Source organism: Komagataeibacter rhaeticus, from assembly GCF_011611525.1.
In the GTDB taxonomy this organism is placed as follows: domain Bacteria; phylum Pseudomonadota; class Alphaproteobacteria; order Acetobacterales; family Acetobacteraceae; genus Komagataeibacter; species Komagataeibacter rhaeticus.
This window is the reverse complement of the sequence record NZ_CP050139.1, coordinates 2179847-2205833: the sequence shown is the minus strand read 5'-3', so window position 1 is coordinate 2205833 and position 25987 is coordinate 2179847. Positions and strand designations below refer to the sequence as shown.

Annotated in this window: 20 protein-coding genes; all 20 read right to left on the bottom strand. The window is 67.7% G+C overall.

Features of this window, described 5'->3' with window-relative positions; translation table 11 throughout:
* Positions 1–38: 38 nt before the first annotated feature.
* The 20 genes from GWK63_RS10020 to GWK63_RS09925 all read right to left on the bottom strand — a co-directional run bounded on the left by GWK63_RS10020 (position 39) and on the right by GWK63_RS09925 (position 25982).
* On the bottom strand, positions 39–977 hold the full coding sequence (locus GWK63_RS10020) for an ABC transporter permease (RefSeq protein WP_007400162.1): 939 nt from the start codon (positions 975–977) through the stop codon (positions 39–41).
* Positions 974–2038, bottom strand: coding sequence for an ABC transporter permease (locus GWK63_RS10015; protein WP_007400163.1), 1065 nt, complete (start codon positions 2036–2038; stop codon positions 974–976). The genes GWK63_RS10020 and GWK63_RS10015 overlap by 4 nt, the downstream gene beginning before the upstream one ends.
* A complete protein-coding gene (locus tag GWK63_RS10010; RefSeq protein ID WP_039999943.1) occupies positions 2038–3600 on the bottom strand; it encodes an ABC transporter ATP-binding protein in 1563 nt (520 codons plus the stop codon). Before GWK63_RS10010 ends, GWK63_RS10015 begins: the two co-directional genes overlap by 1 nt.
* Positions 3601–3619: 19 nt before the next feature.
* On the bottom strand, positions 3620–4747 hold the full coding sequence (locus tag GWK63_RS10005) for a BMP family ABC transporter substrate-binding protein (protein ID WP_007400165.1): 1128 nt from the start codon (positions 4745–4747) through the stop codon (positions 3620–3622).
* Positions 4748–5096: 349 nt separating this feature from the next.
* The gene (gene ligA / locus GWK63_RS10000; protein ID WP_007400168.1) at positions 5097–7235 is read right to left on the bottom strand and encodes an NAD-dependent DNA ligase LigA; all 2139 of its coding nucleotides are present in this window, start codon (positions 7233–7235) and stop codon (positions 5097–5099) included.
* Between the two features lies 1 nt (position 7236).
* Positions 7237–8958 (bottom strand): DNA repair protein RecN, encoded by a 1722-nt coding sequence (recN, locus tag GWK63_RS09995; RefSeq protein WP_007400169.1) that lies wholly within the window; start codon positions 8956–8958, stop codon positions 7237–7239.
* Between the two features lie 39 nt (positions 8959–8997).
* Complete coding sequence (locus tag GWK63_RS09990; protein WP_007400170.1) at positions 8998–9882, bottom strand: outer membrane protein assembly factor BamD; 885 nt, start codon at positions 9880–9882, stop codon at positions 8998–9000.
* Between the two features lie 82 nt (positions 9883–9964).
* Positions 9965–10924 carry a UDP-3-O-acyl-N-acetylglucosamine deacetylase gene (lpxC, locus tag GWK63_RS09985; protein ID WP_039999945.1) on the bottom strand — a complete coding sequence of 320 codons (960 nt, stop codon included), beginning with the start codon at positions 10922–10924 and terminating at the stop codon, positions 9965–9967.
* Between the two features lie 163 nt (positions 10925–11087).
* The gene (gene ftsZ, locus GWK63_RS09980; RefSeq protein WP_099963194.1) at positions 11088–12569 is read right to left on the bottom strand and encodes a cell division protein FtsZ; all 1482 of its coding nucleotides are present in this window, start codon (positions 12567–12569) and stop codon (positions 11088–11090) included.
* A 77-nt stretch (positions 12570–12646) separates the two neighbouring features.
* The gene (gene ftsA, locus GWK63_RS09975; RefSeq protein ID WP_039999949.1) at positions 12647–14050 is read right to left on the bottom strand and encodes a cell division protein FtsA; all 1404 of its coding nucleotides are present in this window, start codon (positions 14048–14050) and stop codon (positions 12647–12649) included.
* Positions 14047–14979, bottom strand: coding sequence for a cell division protein FtsQ/DivIB (locus GWK63_RS09970; RefSeq protein WP_007400174.1), 933 nt, complete (start codon positions 14977–14979; stop codon positions 14047–14049). The genes ftsA and GWK63_RS09970 overlap by 4 nt, the downstream gene beginning before the upstream one ends.
* Positions 14976–15917, bottom strand: coding sequence for a D-alanine--D-alanine ligase (locus tag GWK63_RS09965; protein WP_007400175.1), 942 nt, complete (start codon positions 15915–15917; stop codon positions 14976–14978). The genes GWK63_RS09970 and GWK63_RS09965 overlap by 4 nt, the downstream gene beginning before the upstream one ends.
* Entirely contained in the window at positions 15914–16879 is a 966-nt protein-coding gene (gene murB / locus GWK63_RS09960; protein ID WP_007400176.1) for a UDP-N-acetylmuramate dehydrogenase, read from the bottom strand. Before murB ends, GWK63_RS09965 begins: the two co-directional genes overlap by 4 nt.
* Positions 16876–18324: a UDP-N-acetylmuramate--L-alanine ligase gene (gene murC, locus GWK63_RS09955; protein ID WP_007400177.1), complete on the bottom strand. Its 1449-nt coding sequence runs from the start codon at positions 18322–18324 to the stop codon at positions 16876–16878. Before murC ends, murB begins: the two co-directional genes overlap by 4 nt.
* A gap of 34 nt (positions 18325–18358) precedes the next feature.
* Positions 18359–19474, bottom strand: a complete 1116-nt coding sequence (locus GWK63_RS09950; protein WP_007400178.1) for a UDP-N-acetylglucosamine--N-acetylmuramyl-(pentapeptide) pyrophosphoryl-undecaprenol N-acetylglucosamine transferase — start codon at positions 19472–19474, stop codon at positions 18359–18361.
* Positions 19471–20637: an FtsW/RodA/SpoVE family cell cycle protein gene (locus tag GWK63_RS09945; protein ID WP_007400179.1), complete on the bottom strand. Its 1167-nt coding sequence runs from the start codon at positions 20635–20637 to the stop codon at positions 19471–19473. Before GWK63_RS09945 ends, GWK63_RS09950 begins: the two co-directional genes overlap by 4 nt.
* Positions 20634–22034 (bottom strand): UDP-N-acetylmuramoyl-L-alanine--D-glutamate ligase, encoded by a 1401-nt coding sequence (murD, locus tag GWK63_RS09940; protein WP_099963195.1) that lies wholly within the window; start codon positions 22032–22034, stop codon positions 20634–20636. The genes GWK63_RS09945 and murD overlap by 4 nt, the downstream gene beginning before the upstream one ends.
* Positions 22031–23122: a phospho-N-acetylmuramoyl-pentapeptide-transferase gene (mraY, locus tag GWK63_RS09935; RefSeq protein ID WP_007400181.1), complete on the bottom strand. Its 1092-nt coding sequence runs from the start codon at positions 23120–23122 to the stop codon at positions 22031–22033. The genes murD and mraY overlap by 4 nt, the downstream gene beginning before the upstream one ends.
* On the bottom strand, positions 23122–24513 hold the full coding sequence (locus GWK63_RS09930; RefSeq protein ID WP_007400182.1) for a UDP-N-acetylmuramoyl-tripeptide--D-alanyl-D-alanine ligase: 1392 nt from the start codon (positions 24511–24513) through the stop codon (positions 23122–23124). Before GWK63_RS09930 ends, mraY begins: the two co-directional genes overlap by 1 nt.
* A complete protein-coding gene (locus GWK63_RS09925) occupies positions 24510–25982 on the bottom strand; it encodes a UDP-N-acetylmuramoyl-L-alanyl-D-glutamate--2,6-diaminopimelate ligase (RefSeq protein WP_007400183.1) in 1473 nt (490 codons plus the stop codon). The genes GWK63_RS09930 and GWK63_RS09925 overlap by 4 nt, the downstream gene beginning before the upstream one ends.
* Between the last annotated feature and the right edge of the window lie 5 nt (positions 25983–25987).

Below are 25987 nucleotides of genomic sequence, written 5' to 3'. Positions count from 1 at the left end.
GAAAAAAGCTTCACCAGGAATCTCTTCGTGACAGCCGTTTAGCGCACATCCCGGTAATAAGGCTGGCCCAGCGCAGCCGGGGCCGCCATGATCCGGCGCATGCGGTGCCACACCACAACCGGCACGATGATGAAGGCCATCGTGCCCAGATAGGGCAGCATGTTCAGGAAGGCCGGGTCAATGGGCCAGTTATGCGCCTGCCCCACAAAGGACAGCGCCGTCACCAGCCCGAACAGCAGTGCCGAAAGCGTTACGATAACCGGGCGGTAACCCGCGAATATGACCAGTGCGAGCGCAATCCACCCGCGCCCCGCCACCATGCCTTCCGACCAGACCGGCACGTAGGTCAGCGTCAGGTAACCGCCCGCCATGCCCGCCATCGCCCCGCCAAGAACGACATAGCCCAGCCGCATGGCCATGACCGGAATGCCCGCCGCGTCCGCCGCTGCCGGGTTCTCGCCCACGGCCCGCATGTTCAGTCCATGGCGGGTGCGGAACATGATGAAATGCACCGCCAGCGGCAGGAGCACATAGATCGGGATGATCAGGATATTCTGCCCGAAAAAGGCCGGCCCGATCACGGGAATGGAGGAAAGTAGCGGGACCGATACATGGCCGAATGTGGTGCCTACCGGCTGGCCTGCGTAATTATGTCCCAGCGCGGTGGACAGCCCCAGCCCCATGAAGGTCGTGGCCAGCCCGCACAGCACCTGGTTTGCCCGCATTACCACGGCGCCAAACGCAAAGACCAGACCGCCCAGCGCCCCCACCATTATGGCGGCCAGCAGCCCGACCCATGGCGAAGGTACGGCGGATACGGTCATGACCGCCGTGACCGCCCCCAGCGCCATAAGTCCCTCCACCCCCAGATTGGTTACGCCAACCCGTTCGGCCAGCACTTCCCCCAGTGCGGCCAGCGCCAGCACGCCACCGGCCAGCACGGCGGTGGCCAGCATGCCTGTCAGCAGCGCGATCATCGGGTTTTCTCCCCTGTGGTGGTGCGGGCAAGCGGCCGGTAATGGGCCAGTTCATCGCCAATGGCGATCATGAACAGGATCAGCCCGGTAATGGCCAGCACGACCGAGGATGAAAGCTGCTGCGTCTGCATCACGATACCGGAATCCAGGATCAGTGCCATAAGCAGGGCCGCGGGGATTACGTTCAGGCACGACCCGCGTGCCAGCACCGCCACCACAATGCCCAGGTAGCCAAAATTATTGGCCATGCCGCCCTGCAGCCGGTGCACCGTGCCCGCGACCTCGAACATGCCCGCCAGCCCCGCCAGCCCGCCCGAGAGCAGCATGACCGATATGATGCGCACCCGCACCGGAATCCCGGCATAACGTGCCGCTTCGGGGTTGGCGCCACCCAGGCGGATTTCATAGCCCCACCGCGTGCGCGACAGCACCAGCGCCAGCCCGATCACGATCACGATCGCCACCGGAAAGCCCCAGTGCACGATGCCCCACATTTCGGGAATGGCGACCGGAATCCGCTGGGTGGAAACCTGCGCCCCGCTTATGCGGTCCCGCCACGGGCCGGTGGTCAGGTAATAGGTCAGCAGGGAGGCAATGAAGTTGAGCAGCAGCGTGGTAATGATCTCGTTCACCCCGGCATAGGCACGCGCCAGCGTGGGCACCGTAATCCACGCCATGCCGCCCGCAATGCCGGCAATGGTCATGAGCGGCAGCAGGACCACGGCCGGGCCATGCAGCCCCAGCGCGACACCGGTCGCGGCAATCGCCCCGGCATAGAACTGCCCTTCGGCCCCGATATTCCACAGCCCGATCGTGCCGCATACGCATACGGCGGCCCCCGTCAGCAGCAGCGGGCACATGAACAGGGCCAGATCCTCCAGCCCGAAGCGCGAGCCGATGGTGGAGCGCAGGATCAGTTCCGCCAGCATGAGCGGGCTGTGGCCTGAAAGGGCAAGCACACCCGCAATGATGAACAGCGACAGCACGATGGCCGCAAGCCTGAGTGCCAGGATGCGCCCGGCCGGTGCCGTGGGCAGGCGCTGGAAAGCACGTGTCGCCATTACTGCCGTACTCCCGCGCCGGGCAGGTCCGCAGGTTCGCGCCCGCCCATCAGCAGGCCGATGGTGGCCATGTCGGCCGCTTCGGCATCGATTACGGACATGAGACGCCCATGGAACATCACCCCGATCCGGTCGGACACGTTCAGCAGGTCCTCCAGATCTTCCGATATGAACACAACCGCCACCCCCTGGTCCCGCAGGTCGGTCAGGTAGCCCAGCATGGTGGCGATGGCGCCGATATCCAGCCCGCGCGCGGGGTAGGCGGCCACCAGGACGCGGGTGGCAATGCGGATTTCACGCCGGGCCACCAGACGCTGCTGGTTGCCGCCCGACAGGTTGCGCACCGGCATGGCAAAGTCGGGAATGCTGACCTGCGCCAGTTCCGCGATACCGTGCGCCAGTTCCCCTGCCGCCTTTGCATCATACAGGCCATGACGGTCGATGGGGGGGCGGGTGTATTCCCGCAGTGCCATGTTGGTGGTGATGGACAGCGATGGGGCCAGCGCGCTGCGCAGCCGGTCCTCGGGTATGTGGCCCACGCCGGCATGGGCGAACAGGGCAGGGTCGGCCCGTTCCACAAGGTTCCCATCAAGCATGATCTCGCCCGCCGTGCGGGCCATGAGGCCGGTCAGCACATGCGTAAGCTCGCGCTGCCCGTTGCCGGCAACCCCCGCAATGCCCAGGATTTCACCGCCATGCAGGTCAAGGCTGACATCACGCAGCGTCTCCACGCCCCGCCCGTCGCGCACGCTGACATGGCGCAGCTGCATGACCGGGTCGGCTGCGATGGGGGCGGCGCCTTCGGGGCGGGCGCGCATGTTGCGGCGCACGATGTCCCGCCCCACCATGGTGGCGGCCAGCATGGAGGGGGTGCAGTCCGCAGTCAGGAATGTCCCGACCTTGCGCCCGCCACGCAGGATGCTGACACGGTCGGAAATCTCCATCACCTCATCCAGCTTGTGGCTGATGATGATGACCGCGTTGCCCTGCGCGCGGAAGGCGCGCAGGGCGCGGAACAGTTCGCCCGTCTCCTCGGGGGTGAGCACGGCGGTGGGTTCGTCCATGATCAGCAGCCGCGCCCGGCGCGCCAGCACGCGCAGGATTTCCACCCGCTGCTGCTCGCCTGCCGAAAGGTCGCCCACGCGGGCATCGGGCCGGACGGGAAAGCCGAATCGTTCCGAAATCTCGCGCGTGCGGGCTTCCAGCACGGCGGGGGAGGCCATGCGCGGGGCCTCGTCCCAGCCCAGGTGGATGTTCTCGGCTACCGTGAAGGCTTCCACCAGCTTGAAATGCTGGTGCACCATCCCGATGCCCGCCCGGATCGCATCCTGCGGGGAGGCAAAGGCCTGGCCGTAGCCATCAAGGATAATCTCGCCTTCCTCCGGCTGGTAGATGCCGGTTACCACATTCATCAGCGTGGACTTGCCGGCCCCGTTTTCCCCCAGCAGGGCATGGATCTCACCGGGCCAGACATCCAGGTCCACGTCCTTGTTGGCGATTACACCGGGGAAGAACTTGCCAATGCCGCGCAACTGCAGCACCGGCGGCGTGCCTGGTGGCATGCCGGGGGGGGCGGACTGCTTATTCAAGGCCGGATACTCCCGCTACAGCCCAGTCGCTGTGATAGATTTCAAGATCGCTCAGCTCGACCCCGGCAGGTACGCGCAGGCGGCCATGATTGTCATGGATCGGCCCGCGGAACGGGTTGTAGCCCGCCAGCAGCCGCGTGCGCATGGCGTCCGCCTGCCGCGCCGCCTCAACCGGCACGGTCGGCCCCCAGCCATCGCGGTCCACGCCGTGGCCCAGTGTCAGGAACCGCCCCTGTGGCTGCCATGTGCCCGCCAGCAGGTCGCGCACCTGCGAGACATAGAAATCATTGAAGTCCAGCGCCACGGAACTGATATAGGCTTCCGGCCCGAAATCCAGCATGCCGGTATTCCACATCACCGCCTTCAGCCCGCGCTGCAGGGCAACACGCAGGTAGGCCGGTTCATCCATGATGCCGCACAGGATGTCGCACCCGTTATCCGCCAGGGCGGTGGCCGCCTGTGTCGCGGCCTGCGGGTCGAACCAGGCGTTGATGGTGATGCTCTGCAACGTGACCGCCGGGTTGACCGACTGCGCGCCCAGCAGCGTTGCATTGGCCGAGGCATAGACCGACGGGATGGGAAACGCGCCCAGGAACCCGATCTTGCCCGTGCGCGTCATCAGTCCGGCGGCAATGCCGATGACATAGCTGGCATACCAGTGTGCCACGTAATACCAGCCCAGGTTGCCGGTCACGTTCGTGCCGTCGCATTCCATGAAGGCCACATCCGGCGCGCGGTCGGACACATCCTTTATGAAGTCGCCATATTCCGAGGTGGAAAAGACCATCTGCGCCCCTTCGGCCACGAACTGGCGGAAGATGCGCGTGGCATCGGCGGAATAGGGCACGCTTTCCACATAGATCGTGCGCAGTTTTGGAAAGGCCCGGCGTACGGCCTGCACGCCCCGGTCATGCACCATGGTCCAGCCGCCATCGGTAACCGGGCCGGTATGGCCGAACGCGATGACCGCATCCGCTTCCGCCAGTGGCCTGCGCCATGCCGGTGTGCCGGCCGCCCGTGCGCCATTCGGCAGCAGCAGCCCCGAACCGGCCGCGCCCGCCATGCCCAGCAGGTTGCGGCGTGTTGTCAGCAGCCGCCCCCGCGGCCCTGAAACTGTCATGCGATGTTATCCCCCTGATAATCCGTGCCGCACCCCGTTGCGGCGGTATGACGTGCTGGTGTGTGGCTGCTCCCGCAAATGAATACGGACCGATGGTGTCCTTGGCTTGCAGTAAACGTTACGCGACAGGGACATGCAAGGCCACAGCTATGTTATGCATCAGCATGTTGCCTTTTGTTCCCCTCACACGCGGCAGGGGGCGGGCAGGCCCGGACAGGACCCGTCGCCCCGCGCATGGCGCAGGCTTTGGCAGGGACGGTTCTGCATGCCGCCCTTTTCAGGAAGGCGGCGTGCCGCGACGCTTTCCGGGACAGGCTTTGCCAGCACATTTCTTATGTTTCACAGTTCCTTATGCCGGAGCGGGCGGCATGCCCGCAAGGACACGCCAGCCTGCCTCATCCATCGTCCTGATCCCCAGTTCGGCCGCCTTGCGCGCCTTGGACCCCGCCTTTTCGCCCAGTACCACCAGGTCGGTTTTCGTGGAGACGCTGTCCGAAACCCTTGCCCCCAGCCGTTCGGCCACCGCCCGGGCCTCGGGCCGGGTCATGGTGGTGAGTGTTCCGGTAAACACGATGGTCCTGCCCGACAGCGTGCCCTCGGCCACGGCCTGCTCATCGGTTACATGGTCCAGCACATGGGTCAGGTCATCCAGCGTGGCGCGGTTGTGGGCCTCGGCAAAGAAGGCCACCAGTTCATCGGCGATGGCGGTGCCAATGCCGGTGATCGACCCCAGTTCCAGCCGTGCGTCCGACCCGATGACGGCGGCCTTTTCCATCTGCGCGCGCCAGTTGGCGAGCGAACCGTAATGCCGTGCCAGCAGGCGGGCGTTGTTGATGCCGATGCGCCGGATGCCCAGCGCATAGATCAGCCGCGACAGTTCGATCGTGCGGCGTGCCGCAATGGCGGTGACAAGGTTGTGGGCCGAGACCCTGCCCCACCCGTCACGGCTGGCGATCTCGGCCTCATGCGCGTCCAGGCGGAAGATGTCGGCCGGGGTGCGCAGCCAGCCCAGTTCGTGGAATTCCACAATGGTGCGGTCGCCCAGTCCCTCGATGTCGAACGCATCGCGTGAGACGAAGTGGATCAGCCGTTCCACCACCTGTGCCGGGCAGGTAAGCCCCCCCGAACAGCGCCACACCACCTCGCCTTCGGGCCGTTCGGCATGCGCGCCGCATGCGGGGCAGACGTGGGGGAAGCGGTAGGGCGGGCGGTCATGGTCGCGTGGCAGGACAACGCCCGTGACCTGCGGGATCACGTCACCCGCGCGCTGCACATGCACAAGGTCGCCCTCACGGATGTCCTTGCGGGTAATCTCGTCCTCGTTATGCAGGCTGGCGCGGGTCACCATCACCCCGCCCACATTCACCGGCTCCAGAAAGGCCACGGGCGTCAGGGCGCCGGTGCGGCCCACCTGTATGTCGATCTTTTCCAGCCGGGTCACCGCCTGTTCGGCGGGGAATTTCCAGGCCACCGCCCAGCGTGGCGCACGCCCCGCAAAGCCGAGGCGTTCTTGCAATGCGCGGTCGTCCAGCTTGTAGACAATGCCGTCAATATCATAATCCAGCGCCGAGCGTTCCAGCGTCAGCCGTTCCATGAAGGCTTCCGCCGCCCCGGCATCCTTCACCTGCGTGCTGAGCGGATTGACCCGGAAGCCCCATGCGGCAAGCTGCGCCAGGTAGCCATGATGCGTGGCCGCCAGCGGCGCGCTGCAATACCCCGCCGCATAGGCGAACAGCGAAAGCGGGCGTCTGGCGGTAATCCCCGCATCAAGCTGGCGCAGGGAACCTGCCGCCGCATTGCGCGGGTTGGCAAAGGGCCTGTCCCCCGCGCGTTCCTGTGCCGCGTTGAGTTCAAGGAAGGCCTGCTTGGACAGGAACACTTCCCCCCGGATCTCGATCACATCGGGGCAGGGGGCGGGTAGCTGGTCGGGAATGTCACGGAGCGTGCGCAGGTTGGCGGTCACGTCCTCGCCTTCCGTGCCGTCGCCCCGTGTGGTGCCGCGCACGAAGCGGCCGTGTTCATAGGTCAGGCTGATCGACAGGCCATCAATCTTGGGTTCCGCCACAAAGGAAAGCTGGCGGGCCTGTTCCTCGTCCAGGCCAAGGAAGCGGGCGATCCGGCTGATGAACCCCTCGAATTCCTCGCGTGAGAACACGTTGTCCAGCGACAGCATGGGCACCATGTGGCGGTGGCGGCGGAAGGGGCCGGTTGCAGGGGCCCCCACCTGTTGCGCCGGGCTGTCGGTGCGGCGCAGGTCGGGGAAGCGTGCTTCCAGCCGGGTATTGAGCTGGCGCAGGCTGTCATACGTCGCATCATCAACCAGCGGCGCGTCATGCTGGTGGTAGGCGGCATCAAGGGCTGGCAGCAACGTGGCCAGCTGCGTCAGGGCCTTTTCCGCATTGGGGGCGTCCTGCTCCATCGTGGCGTAATCGGCCAGCAGGCGGCGCGCCTGTTCGGCGGGCCGGGGGGCTTCGGGCGTGGGGGGCATGTCAGTCCCCTTTCAACAGGCTGTCAGCGGCAGCGCGGGCCGCGGGTGTAATGGTATCACCCGACAGCATGCGGGCGATTTCCTCGCGCCGGGCCTGATCGTCCAGCGGGGCGGCGTGGGTTTCGGTGCGTCCCCTGTTCACGCTCTTGCTTATGCGCAGATGGGCGTCACCGCGGGCCGCCACCTGCGGGCTGTGGGTCACCACCAGCACCTGCACGCTGCGGCCCACGGCATAGAGCCGTTCGCCAATGGCCGAGGCCGTGGCCCCGCCCACGCCGGAATCCACTTCGTCAAACACCAGCGTGGGAATGGCCGAACGCCCGGCCAGCACCACCTTCAGCGCCAGCATCAGGCGTGAAAGCTCACCACCCGAGGCCACTTTCGCCAGTGGCCCCGGCGGCTGGCCGGGGTTGGCGGCGATCAGGAAGGAAGCCTGTTCCTTGCCGCGTGCATTCCACGCTTCCGCCTCCAGCGGCACGAGCGAGACGATAAAGCGCGCGCGTTCCAGCTTCAGCGGCCTGAGTTCGGCCATCACCGCCTGTTCCAGCCGGCGCGCCGCCTTTTCGCGCGCCGCCGTAAGCTCAAGGGCAATGTCCTCAAACCGGGCGCGGGTTTCGGCCACGGCCTGTTCCAGCCCCTCAATGCGGGCATTGCCCGAATCCAGTGCCGCCAGCCGTTCGGTAAAGGCGGCCAGCAGGCCGGGCAGTTCCGGCACCGATACGCCATGCTTGCGGGCTTCGGCACGCAGCGCGAACAGGCGCTCTTCCGTCTGTTCCAGCAGGCGGGGGTCGGCCTGCGCGTCGGATGCCAGGCGGGAGAGCATGCTTTCGGCTTCGGCCAGTGCCTCTTCCGCGCGTTCCAGCGCATTGAGCGCTTCCTGTGCGGCTTCCTGTTCGGCAGCCCCCACGGCTTCGGGGTTGACGTCGGTGGGGCTGGGCAGCAGGCGCTGCAGCGCGCGGCTGGCGTTGCGCAGGGCGGAGGCCGGGCCGGGCGCGCGCCGGTCACGCGGGGCCAGGTCGGCCAATGCCGCGGCAATGGCCTCGGCCCGGCGTTCCCCCTGCTGCAGCGCCTGGCGCATGCCGGCAAGCTGGGCTTCCTCATCCTCCTGCGGGGCAAGGCCGCCCAGGTCTTCCACCGCCTGGCGCAGCCAGTCCTCCTCACGCGCGGCACTTTCCATCTCGGCGCGCGCGGTGGCCAGTTCCGCCGTGGCCTCGATCCATTTGCGATAGGCCGCATGCGTGCGCGTGCGCAGGGCGGGGGCCACGCCAAAGGCATCCAGCAGGTCCAGATGGGTGGCCTGGTCGGCCAGTCCCATCTGCTCGTGCTGGCCCTGTATCTCCACCAGCAGGGTCGCGGCCCGGCGCAGCAGGCTTACGGCGACCGGCTGGTCGTTGATATAGGCGCGCGACCGCCCGTCGGTCGTGACGACACGGCGCAGCAGCACGGGCTCATGCGTATCATCAAGCATGATGCCCTGTTCGGTCAGCAGTTCGTGCAGCGGATGGGTGGGGGCGATCTCGAAACTTGCGCTGACACTGGCCTGCTCGCACCCCGCACGGACCAGCGAGGCACTGGCGCGTTCCCCCAGCGCCAGCCCCAGGCTGTCAAGCAGGATGGACTTGCCAGCCCCGGTCTCCCCCGTCAGCACGGTCAGGCCGGGGGGAAATGCCAGATCCAGTTTTTCGATCAGGACCACATCCCGTATCGACAGCTGTGTCAGCATGAAGGGTTCCTGTTCAGCACACGAAAGCGTTGGCGCAAATCAGAAAACCGAATGCCATGCCCGCGAGAATACGTTGCGTCCCTGCTTGTGGTCCCTGCTGTCCACGCCCTTGATCAGGTGGTGCGCGCGCAGGTGGTCATACGCATCCGTGTACCATTTGCTGCTGGGATAGTTATAGGCCAGCACGGCGCCGGTCTTGCGGGCCTGTTCCAGCAGTCCCATGTCCAGGTACACTTCCACCAGCCGTTCAAGCGCTTCGGGCACGTGGTTGGTGGTCTGGAAATCCTGCACCACGCGCTGGTAGCGCCCGGCGGCGGCGGGGTAGTCGTTCTGCTGCTGGTACCACCGGCCCACCAGCATTTCCTTGCCTGCCAGATGGTCACGGCACAGGTCGATCTTCAGCTGAGCATCACGGGCATAGGGGCTCTGGGGGAAGCGGGTGATGACTTCTTCCAGCGCGTCCATCGCCTCGATCGTGCCCTGCTGGTCACGCTGCACGTCGGCCACCTGCTCGTAATAGCACAGGGCACGCAGGTAGAAGGCATAGGCGGCATCGGCGCTGGTGGGGTGCAGTTCCAGAAAGCGGTCAAGCTGCTGCACCGCTTCGGGGTATTTGTTGAGCAGGTAGTTGGCATACCCTTCCATCAGCTGCGCATTGGCCGTGTACTGGGAATAGGGATAGTTGCGCTGCAGGGTATCGAACTGGTTGACCGAAAGCAGGTAACGGTCGGAACGCAGGGCATCGACGCCGTTATTGTACAATGTTTCGGCGGACCCCACGCGCGGGGCGCGTTCATTGATGCTGCTGGCGCTCTGGCCACAGGCGGCCAGCAGCCCGGCCAGGGGCACAAGAACCAGCCAGCGCGCTGGCACACGCGCGCCGCGGCCGGGCAGGGGAGAATAGTGTGATCTGCGTGCGAACATGCCAGCTCTTCCAGTTATGGAAGCTTTATATCATGTGCCGGGTGCGGGTGAAGTCTCCGCGTGCGGATTTCATGCGCCGGTATCATGCCGCGCGCGTCTGGGGGCGCGGGGCCGTGGCCCCCAGGGGGGCGCGATGCCAGTTTTCGGTGCTGGCAAACAGCTTGCGCAGCAGGCGGTTGTTGAGTGTATGGCCTGATTTGTGACCACGGAACTGGCCGCTGATCATGCCACCGGCCATATACAGGTCCCCCATCGCATCCAGCATCTTGTGGCGTACGAATTCATGCGGGTGGCGCAGGCCGGCGGGGTTGAGCACGCTGGCGCCGTTGACAACGATGGCGTTGTCCAGAGAGCCGCCGCGCGCAAGCCCAACGGAATGCAGGTACTCGATCTCGGGCTGCAGGACAAAGGTGCGTGCCATGCTCAGCGTCTGGCGGAACAGCTCGCCCTCCATCCGGGCGGCGTAACGCTGCTGGCCTATGGCGGCGGCAGGAAAATCGATGGAGATGTCGATCGCCAGCCCCGGCTGCGGGCCGGGGGAAAGTTCGACAAAGGCATCGCCTTCTTCCACCCGTATGGTACGGTCCACATGTATATGCTGGCGGGGGGCGGCCTGCGGGGCAATGCCCGCGCATTCCAGCAGAAAGACGAATTCGGCCGATGATCCGTCAAAGACCGGCATTTCCGGCCCGTCCACCTCAACAACGGCGTTATCGATGCCGCATCCGGCCAGCGCCGCCATGAGGTGTTCCACCGTGGCGATGCGTCCGCCCCGGTCCGGCTGGCCCAGCACCGTGCTCAGGCGCGTGTCCACCACATTGTCGTAACGGGCGGCAAGGGCGGGCAGGTCGGTATCGGTGCGGCGGAAGGTAATGCCGGTATTTTCCGGCGCGGGGGACAGGCGCAGGTTGATGCGTGAACCGGTATGCAGTCCCACCCCCACGCTGCTGATCGGCTGGCGGAGCGTATGCTGCATCTGCCCGTCCTGCTGTCGGGATGGCGGCAGGAAGGAAACATGTGTCTGTGGCGACATGCTGTTCATTGCCGGAATCCTTGGCGGGCGGGTTTGCGTAAGCACGGTGGCAGGCATGTTCCGCATGCTACTGCCTGGCCACGGCCCGCGATAGTCAAGGATTATTGCCTATTGTTACCTGTATCTGGCCCGGATGGCGCGGCCTGGTTCCGCCAGGCCGCGCGGCGTGCGCTCAGGACGAGCGGCGACGCAGGAAGGCGGGAATGTCCAGCCCGCCGTCATCCTGCGGGGGCGTGCCCCCGGTGGGCTGCTGCGGCGCGGGCTGGGCCTGCTGCGGCTGCACGGTGGGTTCGGCCCGCTGCTGGGGCGGGGCCTCGGGCTGCGGCTGGGTGGTGGAGTGGCGACGCAGCGCCCCGGTCACGATGCCGAACAGGCTGCGCGGGGCGGCGGGCGGCGGCTCGGGCGTGGGCTGCTTGGCGCTTTCCGTGAACAGGGGCGAGCGGGGGGAACCACTGCGCTGCGCCACATGCGGCGGCACGGCGTTGGGGGAAGGGGCCTGCGGCGCGGCCGGCCGTGGCGGTGCGGCCGCCGCGGCGGGCATGCCACCGGGCTGCGGCGCGCCGGGCAGCGGGGCCGCCTGCTGGACGGGGGCGCCAGCCGGGGCGGCGGGTGCCGCCGCCTGCGCCGTTGCGGCGGGCTGCGGGGCGGGCGCGGCTTCGGGTGCGGCCGCAGCGCGCGCGGGCGGATTGTCGATGCCCGTCGCCACCACGGAGACGCGGATGCGGCCGTTGAGCGAGGTATCGATGGCGGAACCGAAGATGATGTTGGCGTCTTCCGCCACTTCCTCACGGATGCGGTTGGCCGCCTGATCCACCTCGAACAGGGTCAGGTCCTCGCCGCCGGTAATGTTGATCAGCAGGCCCTGCGCGCCCGCCATGGACGTATCTTCCAGCAGCGGGTTGGAAATCGCGTCCTCGGCGGCGGCCACGGCGCGGTTTTCGCCCTCGGCCTCGCCCGTGCCCATCATCGCCTTGCCCATTTCCGCCATGATGGTGCGGATGTCGGCAAAGTCCAGGTTGACCAGCCCCGGCGCCATCATCAGGTCGGTCACGCCGCGCACGCCCATGTACAGCACGTTGTCCGCCATCTTGAAGGCGTCTTTCCAGCTCGTGCGCTCATTGGCCAGCCGGAACAGGTTCTGGTTGGGAATGACGATCAGCGTATCGACAAACTGCTGGAGTTCGGCAATGCCCGCTTCCGCCGACTTGGAGCGGCGCTGCCCCTCGAACGTGAAGGGCTTGGTCACCACGCCCACCGTCAGGATGCCCCGCTCGCGCGCCATGCGGGCGATGACGGGGGCCGCCCCGGTGCCGGTGCCCCCGCCCATGCCGGCGGTGATGAACACCATGTGCGCGCCGTCCAGATGGCGTGACAGTTCATCGCACGCTTCCTCGGCGGCGGCGCGGCCGATCTCGGGCTTGGCGCCGGCGCCAAGCCCCTGCGTCAGGTGGGGGCCAAGCTGGATGCGGCGGTCGGCGCTGCTGTGGGAAAGCTGCTGCGCATCGGTGTTGGCAACAACGAATTCCACCCCCTGCAACTGCGAATGGATCATGTTGTCCACCGCATTGGTACCACCGCCGCCAACCCCGATCACAGTGATGCGGGGCGTGAAATCGGAATGATTCTGTTGCGGGATGGTCAGGTTGAGGGTCATGCTTGGCTCCCGATGGATTGGGGTAGGCGTGCGGGCATTCTAGTAGTCAAAGTACAATAAATGGTTTCCGTACAAGTTTATACCCTGTCACGGATGAAATCTACAAAACGTCTCACAAGGCTGTCAGGCCGCGCGTCGCGCGTGTCAGGTTCGCCCATTTCATCGGCGGCACCGGCCGCCCAGGCCAGCAGCCCCGCCGAGGTGGAGAACATCGGCCACGTTGCCGGGTTTTCCGGCAGGCCCACAATCCGGCGCGGGCGGCCAAGCCGGACCTGACGGTTGAGGATGCGCGCCGCCATCGGCCCGATTCCCTCCAGCAGTGAGCCCCCCCCCGTCAGGATGACCCGCCCGTCGGATGCGGGGCCGACTGCGGCCATTTCCAGCCTGTCACGTACCATTTCCAGGGTTTCCTCGACACGGGGGTGAATGATCGAGACAATCTTTGCCCTTGGAATTTTGACGTAATGATGGTCGTTGTCCCCGATCAGCTGCACAAGGATCGGGTCATGGTCGTCGCCCGCCAGCAGTTCGGCCGAGCCGTGGATGGTCTTGAGCCGCTCGGCATTGTCGATCGAGGTGGACAGCCCGTGGGCGATGTCGCGCGTGATGTGCAGCCCGCCCACCGGAATCGTCGCGGTATGGAGCAGCCGCCCCTCGCCAAACACGCCGATCGAGGTGGTGCCGCCGCCCATGTCCACCACCGTGGCGCCCAGGTTGCGTTCGTCCTCGTTCATCACCGCAAGGCCGGAGGCAAGCGGGGAGGAGACCATGCCCTCGATCTTGAGTTCAACGCGCGAGAGCACCGCCTCCAGGTTGCGCAGCGCCGTGGTGTTGGCGTCGATCACATGCAGGCGGGCCGAAAGCAGGTCACACAGGTGGCCACGCGGGTCGAGCACTTCCTGCGTGTCGTCCACCGCGTAGTCCAGCGGCAGGGTATGGATCGCCGAACGCCCTTCGGACAGGGCGCGGGCGCGGGCTTCGGCAATAATGCGGCTGACATCGGTTTTCGTGATCTCGCGCCCGCCTATGGGCCAGCGCGCGTTGATGTGCCGGCTTTCGGGATGGCCACAGGACAGGTTCACGAAAATGGAGTCCCGGCGTTCCGTCGCCATGTCCTCCGCCTGCGCCACGGCGGCGCGGATGGCGCTTTCCGCCTCGCGCAGGTCCACGATCCCGCCCGAGCGCACCCCGTGCGAACGCCGCCACCCGTGGCCCAGGATGCGGATGGTATTGTCAGGCTCCCCCCGCCCGATCAGGCAGACGATCTTGGTCGAGCCGATATCAAGCACGCTGAACGGCCCCGTCCGCAGCCTGCGCGTGGGCGCGCGTTCGGTCGCGGGCACAAGGGCTGTGGCCGCACGGGCACGGGGTGCGCGCGCGGGCAGGCCGCCCGGCCCCTTTATGGCTGGTAGGGGGGGTGTGGCTGCCGTGCGTGTTGCGGGAAGGCCCGCCTTGAGCGGTCCCGGCGCTGGATAGGTCATGCCCGCCTCCGTCTTGGGCCGGTATCAGGTGAAGAAAGCCATGGCGCATCAGGCGCCTGCAGGCCCGTCGGGTCCGCCTGTGGCTGCGAGTCGCCCTTGTCGCGCTCATTGTCGTTCGGGGCAAGGGGGGATTCGCGTATGATCAGGCGGTCGGGCAGGCGCATGTCGATGGCGATGACCGGCCGATCCAGTATTTTGATATTTTCCTGCAATTGTGCAAGCCGCTTCAGGGCCGCGACTTCCTGCCCCTCGGGCAGCAGCACGGTGGTGCCGTTGCGCAGGGTCAGGTTCCACCGGCGCTGGCCCACGCGTGATGCCGCCACCACATGGGCGCGGACTTCGGGCTGGGCGGAGAGTTCATCAATCAGGGCGGCGGCGGCCGTGTTGGCATCCGGCCCCACCACCAGCGGCAGCTGCATGAAGGCTTCCGCATCCTTGCCGGTCATGCCCTGGTCGCGCACCTGTCGGCCCTCACGGTCGATCAGCATGAAGTGACCGTGGTTCTGCCATACGGCAAAGGGGCTGCGTTCGAACAGGTGGATGATGATGGTGCCCGGCAGGTGCCGCTCCACCACGGAATGGTCGACAAAGGGCAGCGCATCAATGCGTTCGCGCGCGGCGGTGATGGAAAAGCCCAGGATGAAATCCCCCGTCCGCACCCCCAGCGCCTGCTGGAGTGCCGCCTGACTGGTCAGCACGCAGCCGGTCACGTCAATTTCGGTAATGCGCAGCGGCAGCATGTTGATGATGCGCGCGCGCAGGGCGGCGAACCGCTCATCGGACCCGACATGCCGCAATGCCGTCATCCCTCCGGTCCCCAGCGCCACCACCGCCACCAGCACCAGCAGCGGCCGCAGCAGGCGCTTCTGGCGGCGCAGGAAGATGGAAAGCCGCGATGGGCGGTCATTGCTGTCGGTCGGTCGCCTCATGTACGGCAGGTCGCGTGGTCGATCATCCACTGGCACAGGGTGGCGTAATCCATGCCGCAGTATGCTGCCTGTTCCGGCAGGAGGGACGTGGGCGTCATGCCCGGCTGCGTATTGGTTTCCAGGATGACCAGCCGCCCCGGCGCCTCCGCGCCCGCCGTGTCATCATAGCGGAAATCGGTGCGGCTGGCCCCCCGGCAGCCCAGGGCGCGGTGGGCGGCCAGTGCCAGGTCGCAGGCCCGGGCGAAGGCTGCGGGATGGATTCGCGCGGGCAGTTCGTGGCGGGAGCCACCGGCGGCGTATTTGGCCTCGTAGTCATAGAAGCTGGGGCCACTGGCGGCGGGCGTGATGTCGGTTACCGTCAGGGCGCGGTCATCCAGCACGCCCACGGTCAGTTCCCGGCCGGGGATGTATTCTTCCACCAGCACATGCGGGCCATGGGACCAGCCCCGTGCAATCGCGCCGCGGCGGTTGCTGCCCGCATGCACGATTTCCACCCCCACCGACGAGCCTTCATTGACCGGCTTGACCACATAGGGCGCGGGTAGCGGGTCGGCAGGTTCCAGTTCCGCCGGGGTCAGCAGCATGCCGGTGGCCACGGGCAGGCCGGCGGCGGCAAACACGGTGCGGGCGGCATCCTTGTTCATGGCCGTGGCCGAGGCGCGCACGCCGGAATGGGTGTAGGCAATGCCCATCCAGTCCAGCACGCCCTGGATCGCGCCGTCCTCGCCCAGGCGGCCATGCAGCGCGTTGAACACGGCATCCGGCCCGTAATCGCGCAGGTCGCGCACGATGGCCAGCAGGTCGGCGCCCGCGTCGATGCAGCGGACATCGTGGCCCAGCCCGCGCAGGGCCTCGGCCACGTTGCGCCCGCTGTTCAGGCTGACGTCGCGTTCGGCCGACAGGCCGCCCATCAGCACGGCAATCCGGCGGCACGTCATGCGGGTATTCCCTGCGTGGCGGGGGCCGGGCGGCCGATGCGCCGGATTTCCCAGCGCAGTGTCACGCCGGTATGGGCGTGCACGCGCTGGCGCACCGCGTCCCCCAGCCCTTCCAGGTCGGCGGCGGTGGCGTTGTCTGTGTTGAGCATGAAGTTGCAGTGTTTTTCACTCATCTGCGCGCCCCCCAGCCGCAGGCCGCGACAGCCCGCGGCATCAATCAGTTCCCATGCCTTCCGTCCCGATTCGTCGGGGTCGGGATTGCGGAAGGTGGACCCGCCGGTGCGCGCGCGTACCGGCTGGGCGGCCTCACGCGCGGTGCGGATTTCGGCAATGCGCTGGCGGATCACGGCGGGGGACGCGGGCAGTCCCGCCAGCCGTACCCGCACCACCACCGATTGTGGCGGCAGGGTTGCGTGCCGGTAGCTGAAATCCAGCGAGGCCGCGGGCAGGCGCAGGAGCCGCCCGTCGCGCGTGACCACTTCCACCCAGTCCAGCACCGCCGCCATATCCGATCCGTAGGCCCCGGCATTCATGGCTACCGCCCCGCCAATGGAGCCGGGAATGCCCGCCAGGAATTCCAGCCCCGCCAGCCCCGCTTCCGCCGCGTGTTCGGCCACCGTCATGTCCAGGCAGGCGGCCCCTGCAACCAGCCCGTCACCCTCACGCGTGAGGGTGGCAAAACCGCGCGCCAGCCGTACCACCAGCCCGTCAATCCCGCCATCGCGCACGATCACGTTGGAACACGCACCCAGCGGCAGGACCGGCACCTCCAGCGGCAGGCACTGCATGACCTGCGCCAGGTCCTCGGCGCTGGCGGGCTGGAACAGGAGTTCCGCAGCCCCGCCCACGCGGAACCATGTGCGCGCGCCAAGGGCGGCCTGCGGCGTAAGGCGACCGCGCGGGCGGCAGGCATCCGTGTCCAGGGCCCGGGCCCATTGCGGCAGGGGGGCGGTGTCGGTCATGAATGGGCATCCGCCTTCTGGGCCGGGGCATGGGCAATGCCCTGCAGTTCCGCCAGCTGGGCCGGCAGTGCCTGCGCCCAGTTGGTGATGCTGCCCGCCCCCAGGCAGACCACGAAGTCACCGGGCCGGGCAATGGCGTTGATCATCTCCGCCAGGTGTTCCGGGCCGGGCAGCGGCACGACGGAGCGGTGGCCCCGCTCGCGCAGGCCCTCGACCAGTGCGTCGCGGTCAATCCCCTCGATCGGCGATTCGCCCGCCGCGTACACATCGGCAATGATCACGGTGCCCGCGTCGTTCATGCAGGTGCAGAATTCATTGAACAGGCTTTTCAGGCGGGAATAGCGGTGCGGCTGCATCACCGCGATCACATTGCCCGCACCCGCCTGGCGCGCGGCCTTCAGCACGGCCGCGATCTCGACGGGATGGTGGCCGTAATCATCGATGATGGTGATGCCCCCGGTCTCGCCCGTGCGGGTGAAGCGGCGCTTGACCCCGCGGAAGGCGGCAAAGGCCGAGCGGATGGTCGCGTCGTCTATTTCCATCTCGGTGCCCACCGCAATCGCGGCCAGCGCGTTCTGCACGTTGTGGTGGCCCAGCATGGGCAGCCGGAACGGCCCCGCCCGGCGCGAGCGGTTGCGGTTGCGGTTGGTGATCACGACCTCGAACGTCGCCCCCAGCTTGTCGGTAATCACCTTTTCCGCCCGCACGTCGGCCTGGGGGGAGAAACCGTAGGTGATGATGCGGTGGTCCGACAGGCGCGGGATCATCTGCTGGACGGCCGGGTGGTCGATGCACAGCACCGCGAAACCGTAGAACGGGATGTTGGAGACAAACTGGTCATACGCCGCCTGCATGGCCTCTTCCGTGCCCCAGTGGTCCAGGTGCTCGGGGTCCATGTTGGTCACGACGGTAATGACGGAGGGCAGGCGCAAAAACGAGCCATCGCTCTCATCGGCTTCCACCACCATCCAGTCGCCCGAACCCATGCGGGTATTGGTGCCGTAGGCTTCGATAATGCCGCCATTGATGACGGTGGGGTCCAGCTTCGCCGCTTCCAGCACGGCGGCGACAAGGCTGGTGGTGGTGGTCTTGCCATGCGTGCCGCCAACCGCCACCGACCAGCGCAGGCGCATGAGTTCGGCCAGCATCTCCGCCCGCCGCACCACCGGGATCAGGCGCGCGCGCGCGGCCACCACCTCGGGGTTGTCGCGCTGCACGGCGGTCGATGTCACCACCACCTGCGCATTGCCCAGGTTGGCCGCGTCATGGCCGATGGTGACCGGAATGCCCGAGGCACGCAGGCGGGCGACATTGGCGCCCTCGGCAATGTCGGAACCCTGCACGGCATAGCCAAGCATGTGCAGCACTTCGGCAATGCCGGACATGCCGATGCCGCCGATGCCGACAAAGTGAATGGTGCCAATGGAAAGGGGCAGGGCTCTCATGGGGTCAGGTCTCCGTATTCGGGCAGAGGCGGGATCAGGCGGCGTGGGGCAGATCAGGCAGGCGGGATTCGATCATGTCGGCCAGACGGGCGGCGGCATCGGGGCGGCCAAGGCGGGCGGCGGCCTGCGCCGTGCGGGCCAGCAGGTCGCGGTCGGCCAGCAGGCTGACCAGCCGTTCTGTCAGGGTGTCGGCGGTGAACCGGGGCTGGCGGATCATCCATGCCGCCCCCGCATCGACCAGCGCCTGTGCGTTCGCACCCTGCTCGTCACGCGCGGCAATGGGCAGCGGCACCAGCAGCGACGGGCGGCCCGCCACCGTCAGTTCCGCCACCGATGACCCGCCGGCGCGGCCAATCACCAGATGCGCCGCATGCAGCCGCTCGGGCACATCGCTCAGGAACGGGGCGACGATGGCGGGAATGCCGGCTTCCCGGTAGGCGGTGCCGACACGCTCCACATCCTCGGCGCGGGCCTGCTGGGTCACCTGCACGCGCGCGCGCAGGGCGGGCGGCAGGGCGGCCAGGGCAGGGGGCACCACGTCGCTGAACACGCGCGCGCCCAGCGACCCGCCCCAGACCAGCAGGTTGATGACTCCGTTGGAGGGGACATAGCCCTCCCCACCCAGTGCCGCGATGTCGCGCCGCACGGGCATGCCCGTCTCGGTGGCGGGCACGCGCGCGGGTACGCCGGCCACCACGGGGAAGGACGTGGCGATCCCGTCCATCCTGCCCGCCAGGAAGGCATTGGCCTTGCCCAGTACCGCATTGCCTTCATGCAGGAACAGGAGGGGCCGCCGGCCTTTGGGCAGCAGGCTGCCCGCCAGCAGCGGCGGCACGGACGGATACCCCCCGAAGCCGATGATGGCGGCGGGCCGCAGGCGCGCCAGTATGCCCCGTGCCTGCATCGTGCCGCGTGCCAGCGCCAGGGCGGCGCGCGTGGCGCGCACCACCCCGCGCCCGGCAATGCCCGCGCCGGGCAGGACAAACTGCTGGCGCCCGGCAAAGACGCCCGTCCTGCGCGTACCGGCCCGCCGGTCGGTCATGAGGATGATGTCATGCCCCCGGCGCACCAGTTCACAGGCCAGGGCTTCGGCGGGAAAGAAGTGGCCGCCGGTACCACCGGCCGCGACGGCAATGCAGTGACGGGTCATGACGGGACTTTCTGCGATGGTGGTGGAGAGGAGGCGGAGCCGAACAGCAGGTCATCCCCCACCCGGTTGCGGGTCAGGGCCAGCACCATGCCGATTGTAAGCGCAACCGACATGGCAGAGGAACCACCATAGGAAATGAAAGGCAGCGTCATGCCCTTGGTCGGGATAAGGTGCAGTGTCGAACCCATGTTGACGAAGGCCTGCAGCCCGAACCCCGTGACCAGCCCCGCCGTGGCCACCGCGATGAAGGGGTCCTTTTCATGCAGCAGCTTGAGCAGCGTGCGGATGACGATGGTGGCGAACACACCGATGATGAACAGGCACACCAGCATGCCGAATTCCTCCCCCGCCACGGCAAACACGAAGTCGGCATGGGCGTCGGGCAGCAGGTCCTTCACCCGCCCCTCGCCGGGGCCACGGCCCAGCAGGCCGCCATTGCCAAAGGCGCGCAGCGCGGTATCGATCTGGTAATGGTCCCCCACGGCGGGGTGCAGGAAGCGTTCCACGCGCGAACGCACGTGCGGAAAGACCATATACGCCCCCACGAACGCCGCCGCCATGCCGGCCACCCCGGCCCCCACCAGGAACAGGCTCATCCCGTCCAGGAAGAGCTGGGTCAGGAACACCGTGGTGATCACGCTCAGCATGCCGATATCGGGCTGGGACTTGAGCAGGAACAGCACAAGCCCGAACAGCCCGAGGGAGATGGCCATGCCGGGAAAATAGGCCTTCACCCCGCGCCGGGTCAGGAGCCAGGCCGTGATCACGGCAAAGAACGGCTTGAGGAATTCCGACGGCTGGACCGACATCATGGGCAGCGCGATCCATCGCCGCGCGCCCTTGATCTCGATGCCATGCACAAGGGTCAGGAACGTCGCCCCCAGCGCCAGCACGAATCCGATCCACGCCGTAAGCCGCACCCCGCGCAGGGACAGCAGGGACGTGGCCATGACGATAAACAGCGCAAGGACCAGGAAGCAGACCTGCTTGAAGATGAACATGTCGCGCGAGGCACCGATGCGCACCGCCACCGCCGGGCTGGCCGCCAGCATCAGGATATAGCCGAACCCGATCAGGATGCCCACGCAGATCAGCGTGACCCGGTCGATGCTCCGCCACCACTTCGCCACCCATGAGGTGTTTATGCGCGACAGGCCGCTCATGCGCCCGTGGGTCCGCCCGCCGTGCCGTCCAGATCCCGCACCAGTGCCGCGAAATGCGCGCCGCGTGCCTCAAACCCGCTGAACTGGTCAAAACTGGCGCAGGCGGGAGAGAGCATGACCACATCAACCCCCAGTGCCCGCGCAGCCTCCCGCGCTTCGGGCACCGCGCGTTCCAGCGTGTGGACGATGCGATGGGGCACGCCATGGCGGGTCAGGGTTGCCGCCAGAACCGGGGCGTCGCGCCCGATCAGCAGCGCCAGCGCCACATGGCCGAACAGGGGGGCCAGTTCCTCTATCCCGCCCGCCTTGGCCGTGCCGCCCGCAATCCAGACCAGCCGGTCGTGGCAGGCCAGGGCGCGCGCGGTCGCATCGGCATTGGTGGCCTTGCTGTCATTGATGAAGCGCACGGTGCCAATCCGGCCCACCAGCTTCTGCCGGTGGTCCAGCGCGCTGAATGTGGCAAGCGCGCCCTCCACCGCCGCGCGCGGCATGCCCAGATGCAGCGCCATGGCCGTTGCGGCGGCCGCGTTCTCGCGGTTATGGGTGCCGGGCAGGTCGGTGGCACCGTCCAGGCCGGCGATCACGCCGCTATGGTCGCACAGCGCATGGTCCGTGCAGTAATAGTCGCACTGTTCCACATCCGCCCCGCTTACGCAGGCAATGCGCACGCGGGTTGCGGCCAGCCCGCGGTGGATGCGTGCGTAATCGGGCAGGGTCGCGCCCAGCACCGCCAGGTCGCCCGCGTGCTGGTGGTCGAATACATGCAGCTTGGCTGCGGTATAGCCCGCCATGTCGCCATGGCGGTCAAGGTGGTCGGGTGTCAGGTTGAGCAGGCAGGCGGCACTGAAATGCAGCTGTTCCAGGCGTTCGAGCATGTAGCTCGACATTTCCAGCACGTACACCCCGTCATCGGGCAGGAGCGGCAGGGCAAGGGCGGCGGGGCCAAGGTTGCCACCCGCCGCCACCGGTATGCCGCAGCAGGCCAGCATATGGGCCAGCAGGACCGTGGTGGTCGATTTGCCATTGGTGCCGGTAATGCCCGCGAACCGTGCCCGGCTGCCCGCCGCCCGCACGGCGCGGAACAGCAGTTCCGCATCCGACACGATCGGCACCCCGGCCTCCACCGCCATGCGCGCCAGCGGGTGCGGGCTGGGCAGGATGTGGGGAATGCCCGGCGAAAGGACCAGACCGGCAAGCCCGACCATGCCGGTGAAGGGGGCAAGCGTCAGCCGCTCATGGGCGGGCAGGGCATCACGGCTGGCGGCATTGTCATCCCATGCCTGCACGCTGGCCCCCATGGCCAGCAGGGCGCCCACGGCCGCGTTGCCGTTGCGGCCCAGCCCGGCCACCCCGTAATGGTGGCCGGCGAACAGGGTGGGGGGGAAGGACGTGCTCACCGCAGTTTCAGCGTGGCCAGACCACACAGCCCCAGCACGATGGACACGATCCAGAACCGGATCACGATCTTGGATTCCGCCCAGCCCTTTTTCTCGAAATGGTGGTGCAGCGGCGCCATCAGGAAGACCCGCCGCCCGGTGCGCTTGTACCAGAACACCTGGATGATGACCGACAGTGTCTCCACCACGAACAGCCCGCCCACGATGCACAGCACCAGTTCATGCTTGACCGCAACCGCTACCGCCCCCAGCGCGCCGCCCAGCGCCAGCGATCCCGTATCGCCCATGAACACGGCGGCGGGCGGCGCGTTGAACCACAGGAAGCCAAGCCCCGCGCCCACAAGCGCCGAGCAGAACACCCCGAGTTCCCCCGTGCCGGGCACGGCATGCAGCTGCAGGTAATCGGCAAAGACGTGGTTGCCCACCAGGTAGGAAATCAGCGCGAACACAAGGGCCGCCACAATGACCGGCACGATGGCCAGCCCGTCCAGCCCGTCGGTAAAGTTCACGGCATTGCCGAATCCCGTAATCGTGATCATCGCGAATAGCGGGAAGGCGTAGCCCAGCGGCAGCAGCAGGTCCTTGACGAACGGGAAGGCAAGGTGGTTGGCAAGCTCCGGCGGCATCATGTGTTCCAGCCAGATCCCGCCAAGCAGCGAGGCCCCGAACTCGCACCCCAGCCGCATCCGCTTGGATACGCCATCGGTATTGCGGCGCGAGAGCTTGAGATAGTCATCGGCAAAGCCCACCGCGCCAAAGGCCAGCGTGACCAGCATCACCGCCCACACGAACCCGTTGGTCAGGTCAGCCCACAGAAGGGTGGAGCCGAACAGCGACAGCAGGATCAGCACGCCGCCCATGGTGGGGGTGCCCACCTTTTCGATCAGGTGGCGCTCCGGCCCCAGCGCGCGGATGGGCTGGCCGCCACGCTGGATGCGGCGCAGCTGCGCGATCAGCGGGTTGCCCAGGCACAGGCTGATCACCAGCGCGGTCAGGCACGCGGCCCCGGCGCGGAAGGTGATGTAGCGGAACAGGTTGAACACGGATGTATGGGCCGTGGCATGATGCTGGAACAGGTCATACAGCATCAGGCCGGTCCCACCCGGGCATCATCGGCCTGCAGGCTGGCAACGACGTGGCGCATGCGGCTGCCAAGGCTGCCCTTGACCATGACCGTGTCACCCGCGCGCAGGGCCGCGCGCACCAGGGGGGCAAGCTGTCCGGAATCAGGGGTCCATGCCCCCCGCAGGGAAGGAGGCAGGGTATCGAAGAGTGTTTTCATATTCGGGCCGCAACAGAAGACGATATCCGCGTTCGCGCGGACGGCAGGGAGAAGGGAGACATGCTCATGCCCCGCAAACGCGCCCAGTTCAAGCATGTCACCCAGAACGGCGACACGCCGCCCCGGCGCCACCAGGCCCAGAAGGTCCAGCGCCGCCTGAACGGATGCGGGGGAGGCATTGTAGCTTTCATCCAGCAGGGCAACCTTGTCCTGCATCACCTTTGTCATGGCGCCACGCCCGGCACCGGGGCGGAAGGTGGCCAGCCCCGCCACCGCGCGCGCCATGTCCGCCCCGGCCGCACACGCCGCCCCCAGTGCCAGCATGGCGTTGGCGGCCATGTGCCGGCCCGGCGCGCTGACATGCGCCTCCCCCACCCAGCCGGGCAGGCGCAGGCTGAAATCGCTGCCTGTTGCGGTGGCCCGTACGGGACCGGGCACGATGGCGCAGCCTTCACCCGTGCCCGCCCGCCATACCGTGGCGCCGGCCTGTGCCGCATTGCGCTCGAAAAATGCCTGCCCGCTCACGCCATCGGGGATGATGCCGATGCCGCCCCTGTGCAGGGCCAGCAGGATCTCGGCCTTCTCGCGCGCTATGGCCTCCACGCTGCCCATAAGCCCGAGATGGGAGGAGGCAACCGTGGTCACCACCGCCACGTCGGGCCGCACCATGGCGGCCAGCGGCGCGATCTCGCCTGCGTGGTTCATCCCGATCTCACACACGCAGTAGGCCGCACCCGCGGGCAGGCGCGCCAGCGTAAGCGGCACGCCCCAGTGGTTGTTGTAGGATGCCACGGCGCAATGCGTGGGGCCGCAGGCGGCCAGTGCCGCGTGCAGCATGTCCTTGACCGATGTCTTGCCCACGCTGCCGGTCACGGCCAGCATGCGGCCCCCAAAGCGCGCGCGGGCGTAACGCGCCATGGCCTGCATGGCGGCCAGCGTGTCGTCCACCCGCAGGATGCGCGGGTCCGTGCCACAGTCCTCATGTGCCACCACGCAGGCGGCACCGGCTTCCAGTGCGCGGGCCACATGGTCATGCCCGTTGCTGTTTTCGCCCCGCAGCGCGATGAAGATGTCGCCCGGATGTAGCGTGCGCGTATCGATCGAGACGCCGGTGCCGGCAATATCGGTGCCGGAGGCGGCTGCGAAATGCCCCGATGTGGCGGCCAGCAGGTCCGCGCGGTTCCATAACAGTGTCATTCGGTCCCCAACAGGTCACGGATTACCGTGGCATCATCAAATGGCAGCACGTCGTGGCCGATCGTCTGGCCCTGTTCGTGGCCCTTGCCCGCCACCACCATCACGTCGCCCGGGCCCAGCAGTCCCAGCCCCGCCGCGATGGCCTGCCGCCGGTCACCAATCTCGATCGCACCGGGGGCGGCAGCCATGATGGCGGCGCGGATGGCGGCGGGCTGCTCCGTGCGCGGGTTGTCATCGGTCACGATCACCCGGTCGGCCAGACGGGTCGCGATCTCGCCCATGACCGGGCGCTTGCCCCGGTCGCGGTCCCCGCCCGCGCCCATCACGATCACAAGCCGGCCCGGCGTGTGGGGGCGCAGGGAGCACAGCAGGCGTTCGATGGCATCGGGCGTGTGGGCGTAATCGACATAGGCGGCGGCCCCGCTGTCCAGCACCGCCGCCCGTTCCATCCGCCCGCGCACGCCATGCAGGCGGGGCAGCAGGCTGACGGCGTGGTCGGCCGCCCCTTCATCGCGGCCCGCCATGGCGCAGGCCAGCAGCATGTTGTCCACCTGGAAACGGCCGACCAGCGGCACTTCCATTTCCCGCGCGCCCGCCGGGGTCATGACATGCAGGACCTGGCCTGCGGGCGTGGGCCGCGCATCCAGCAGCCGCAGGGTCCCGCCCCGCAGGCCGGTGGTGCGCAACACCAGACCGCGCCGGGCGGCAATCGCGCGCAGGGCGGCGCAGGTGGCGTCGTCCATGTCGGCATTGAAGGCGGCAATCCCCCCTTCGGGCAGCACCGTGTCGAACAGGCGCAGCTTGGCCGCGCGGTAGTGTTCCGTCGTGCCGTGATAGTCCAGGTGGTCGCGCGTCAGGTTGCTGAAACCCGCCGCGTACGGGGCCAGACCGTCCAGCCTGCGCTGTTCCAGCCCGTGTGAGGAGGCCTCGATCGCCACATGTTCCACCCCCGCCTGCGCCATGGCGCCCAGCAGGGCCATAAGCCCCACGCTGTCCGGCGTGGTCAGCACGGGGCCGCAATCGGGCAGGGGGCAGGGAGCCACGGCCCCCAGCGTGCCGATGGTGCCCGCGGGCAGCGCCTGCACTGTCCAGATCTGGCGCAGGAATTCCGCCGTGCTGGTCTTGCCGTTGGTGCCGGTGATGGCGGCGATATGCGCGGGCACGCGGGGCGTCAGCGCGCGCGCGATGCGGGCAAGGGCCGCGCGCGCATCCGCCGCCACAAGGTACGTCGCATCCGGTGGCGGGGTAAAGCCGGGGTCGGCCTCCAGCAGCACGGCCGCCGCCCCCTGCGCGTGGGCCTGCGGGATATAGGCGCGCCCGTCCCGGTGCGTGCCGCGCAGGGCGGCGAAGATCATGCCCGGCCCCGCCTGGCGGCTGTCGGCCGTAATGCCGTGGATGTCACACGCGCGCGCGGTTGCGGGCAGCGCGATGTCCAGGCCCGCGCGACGGAGGAGTTCAGGCAGCAGCATCCGTT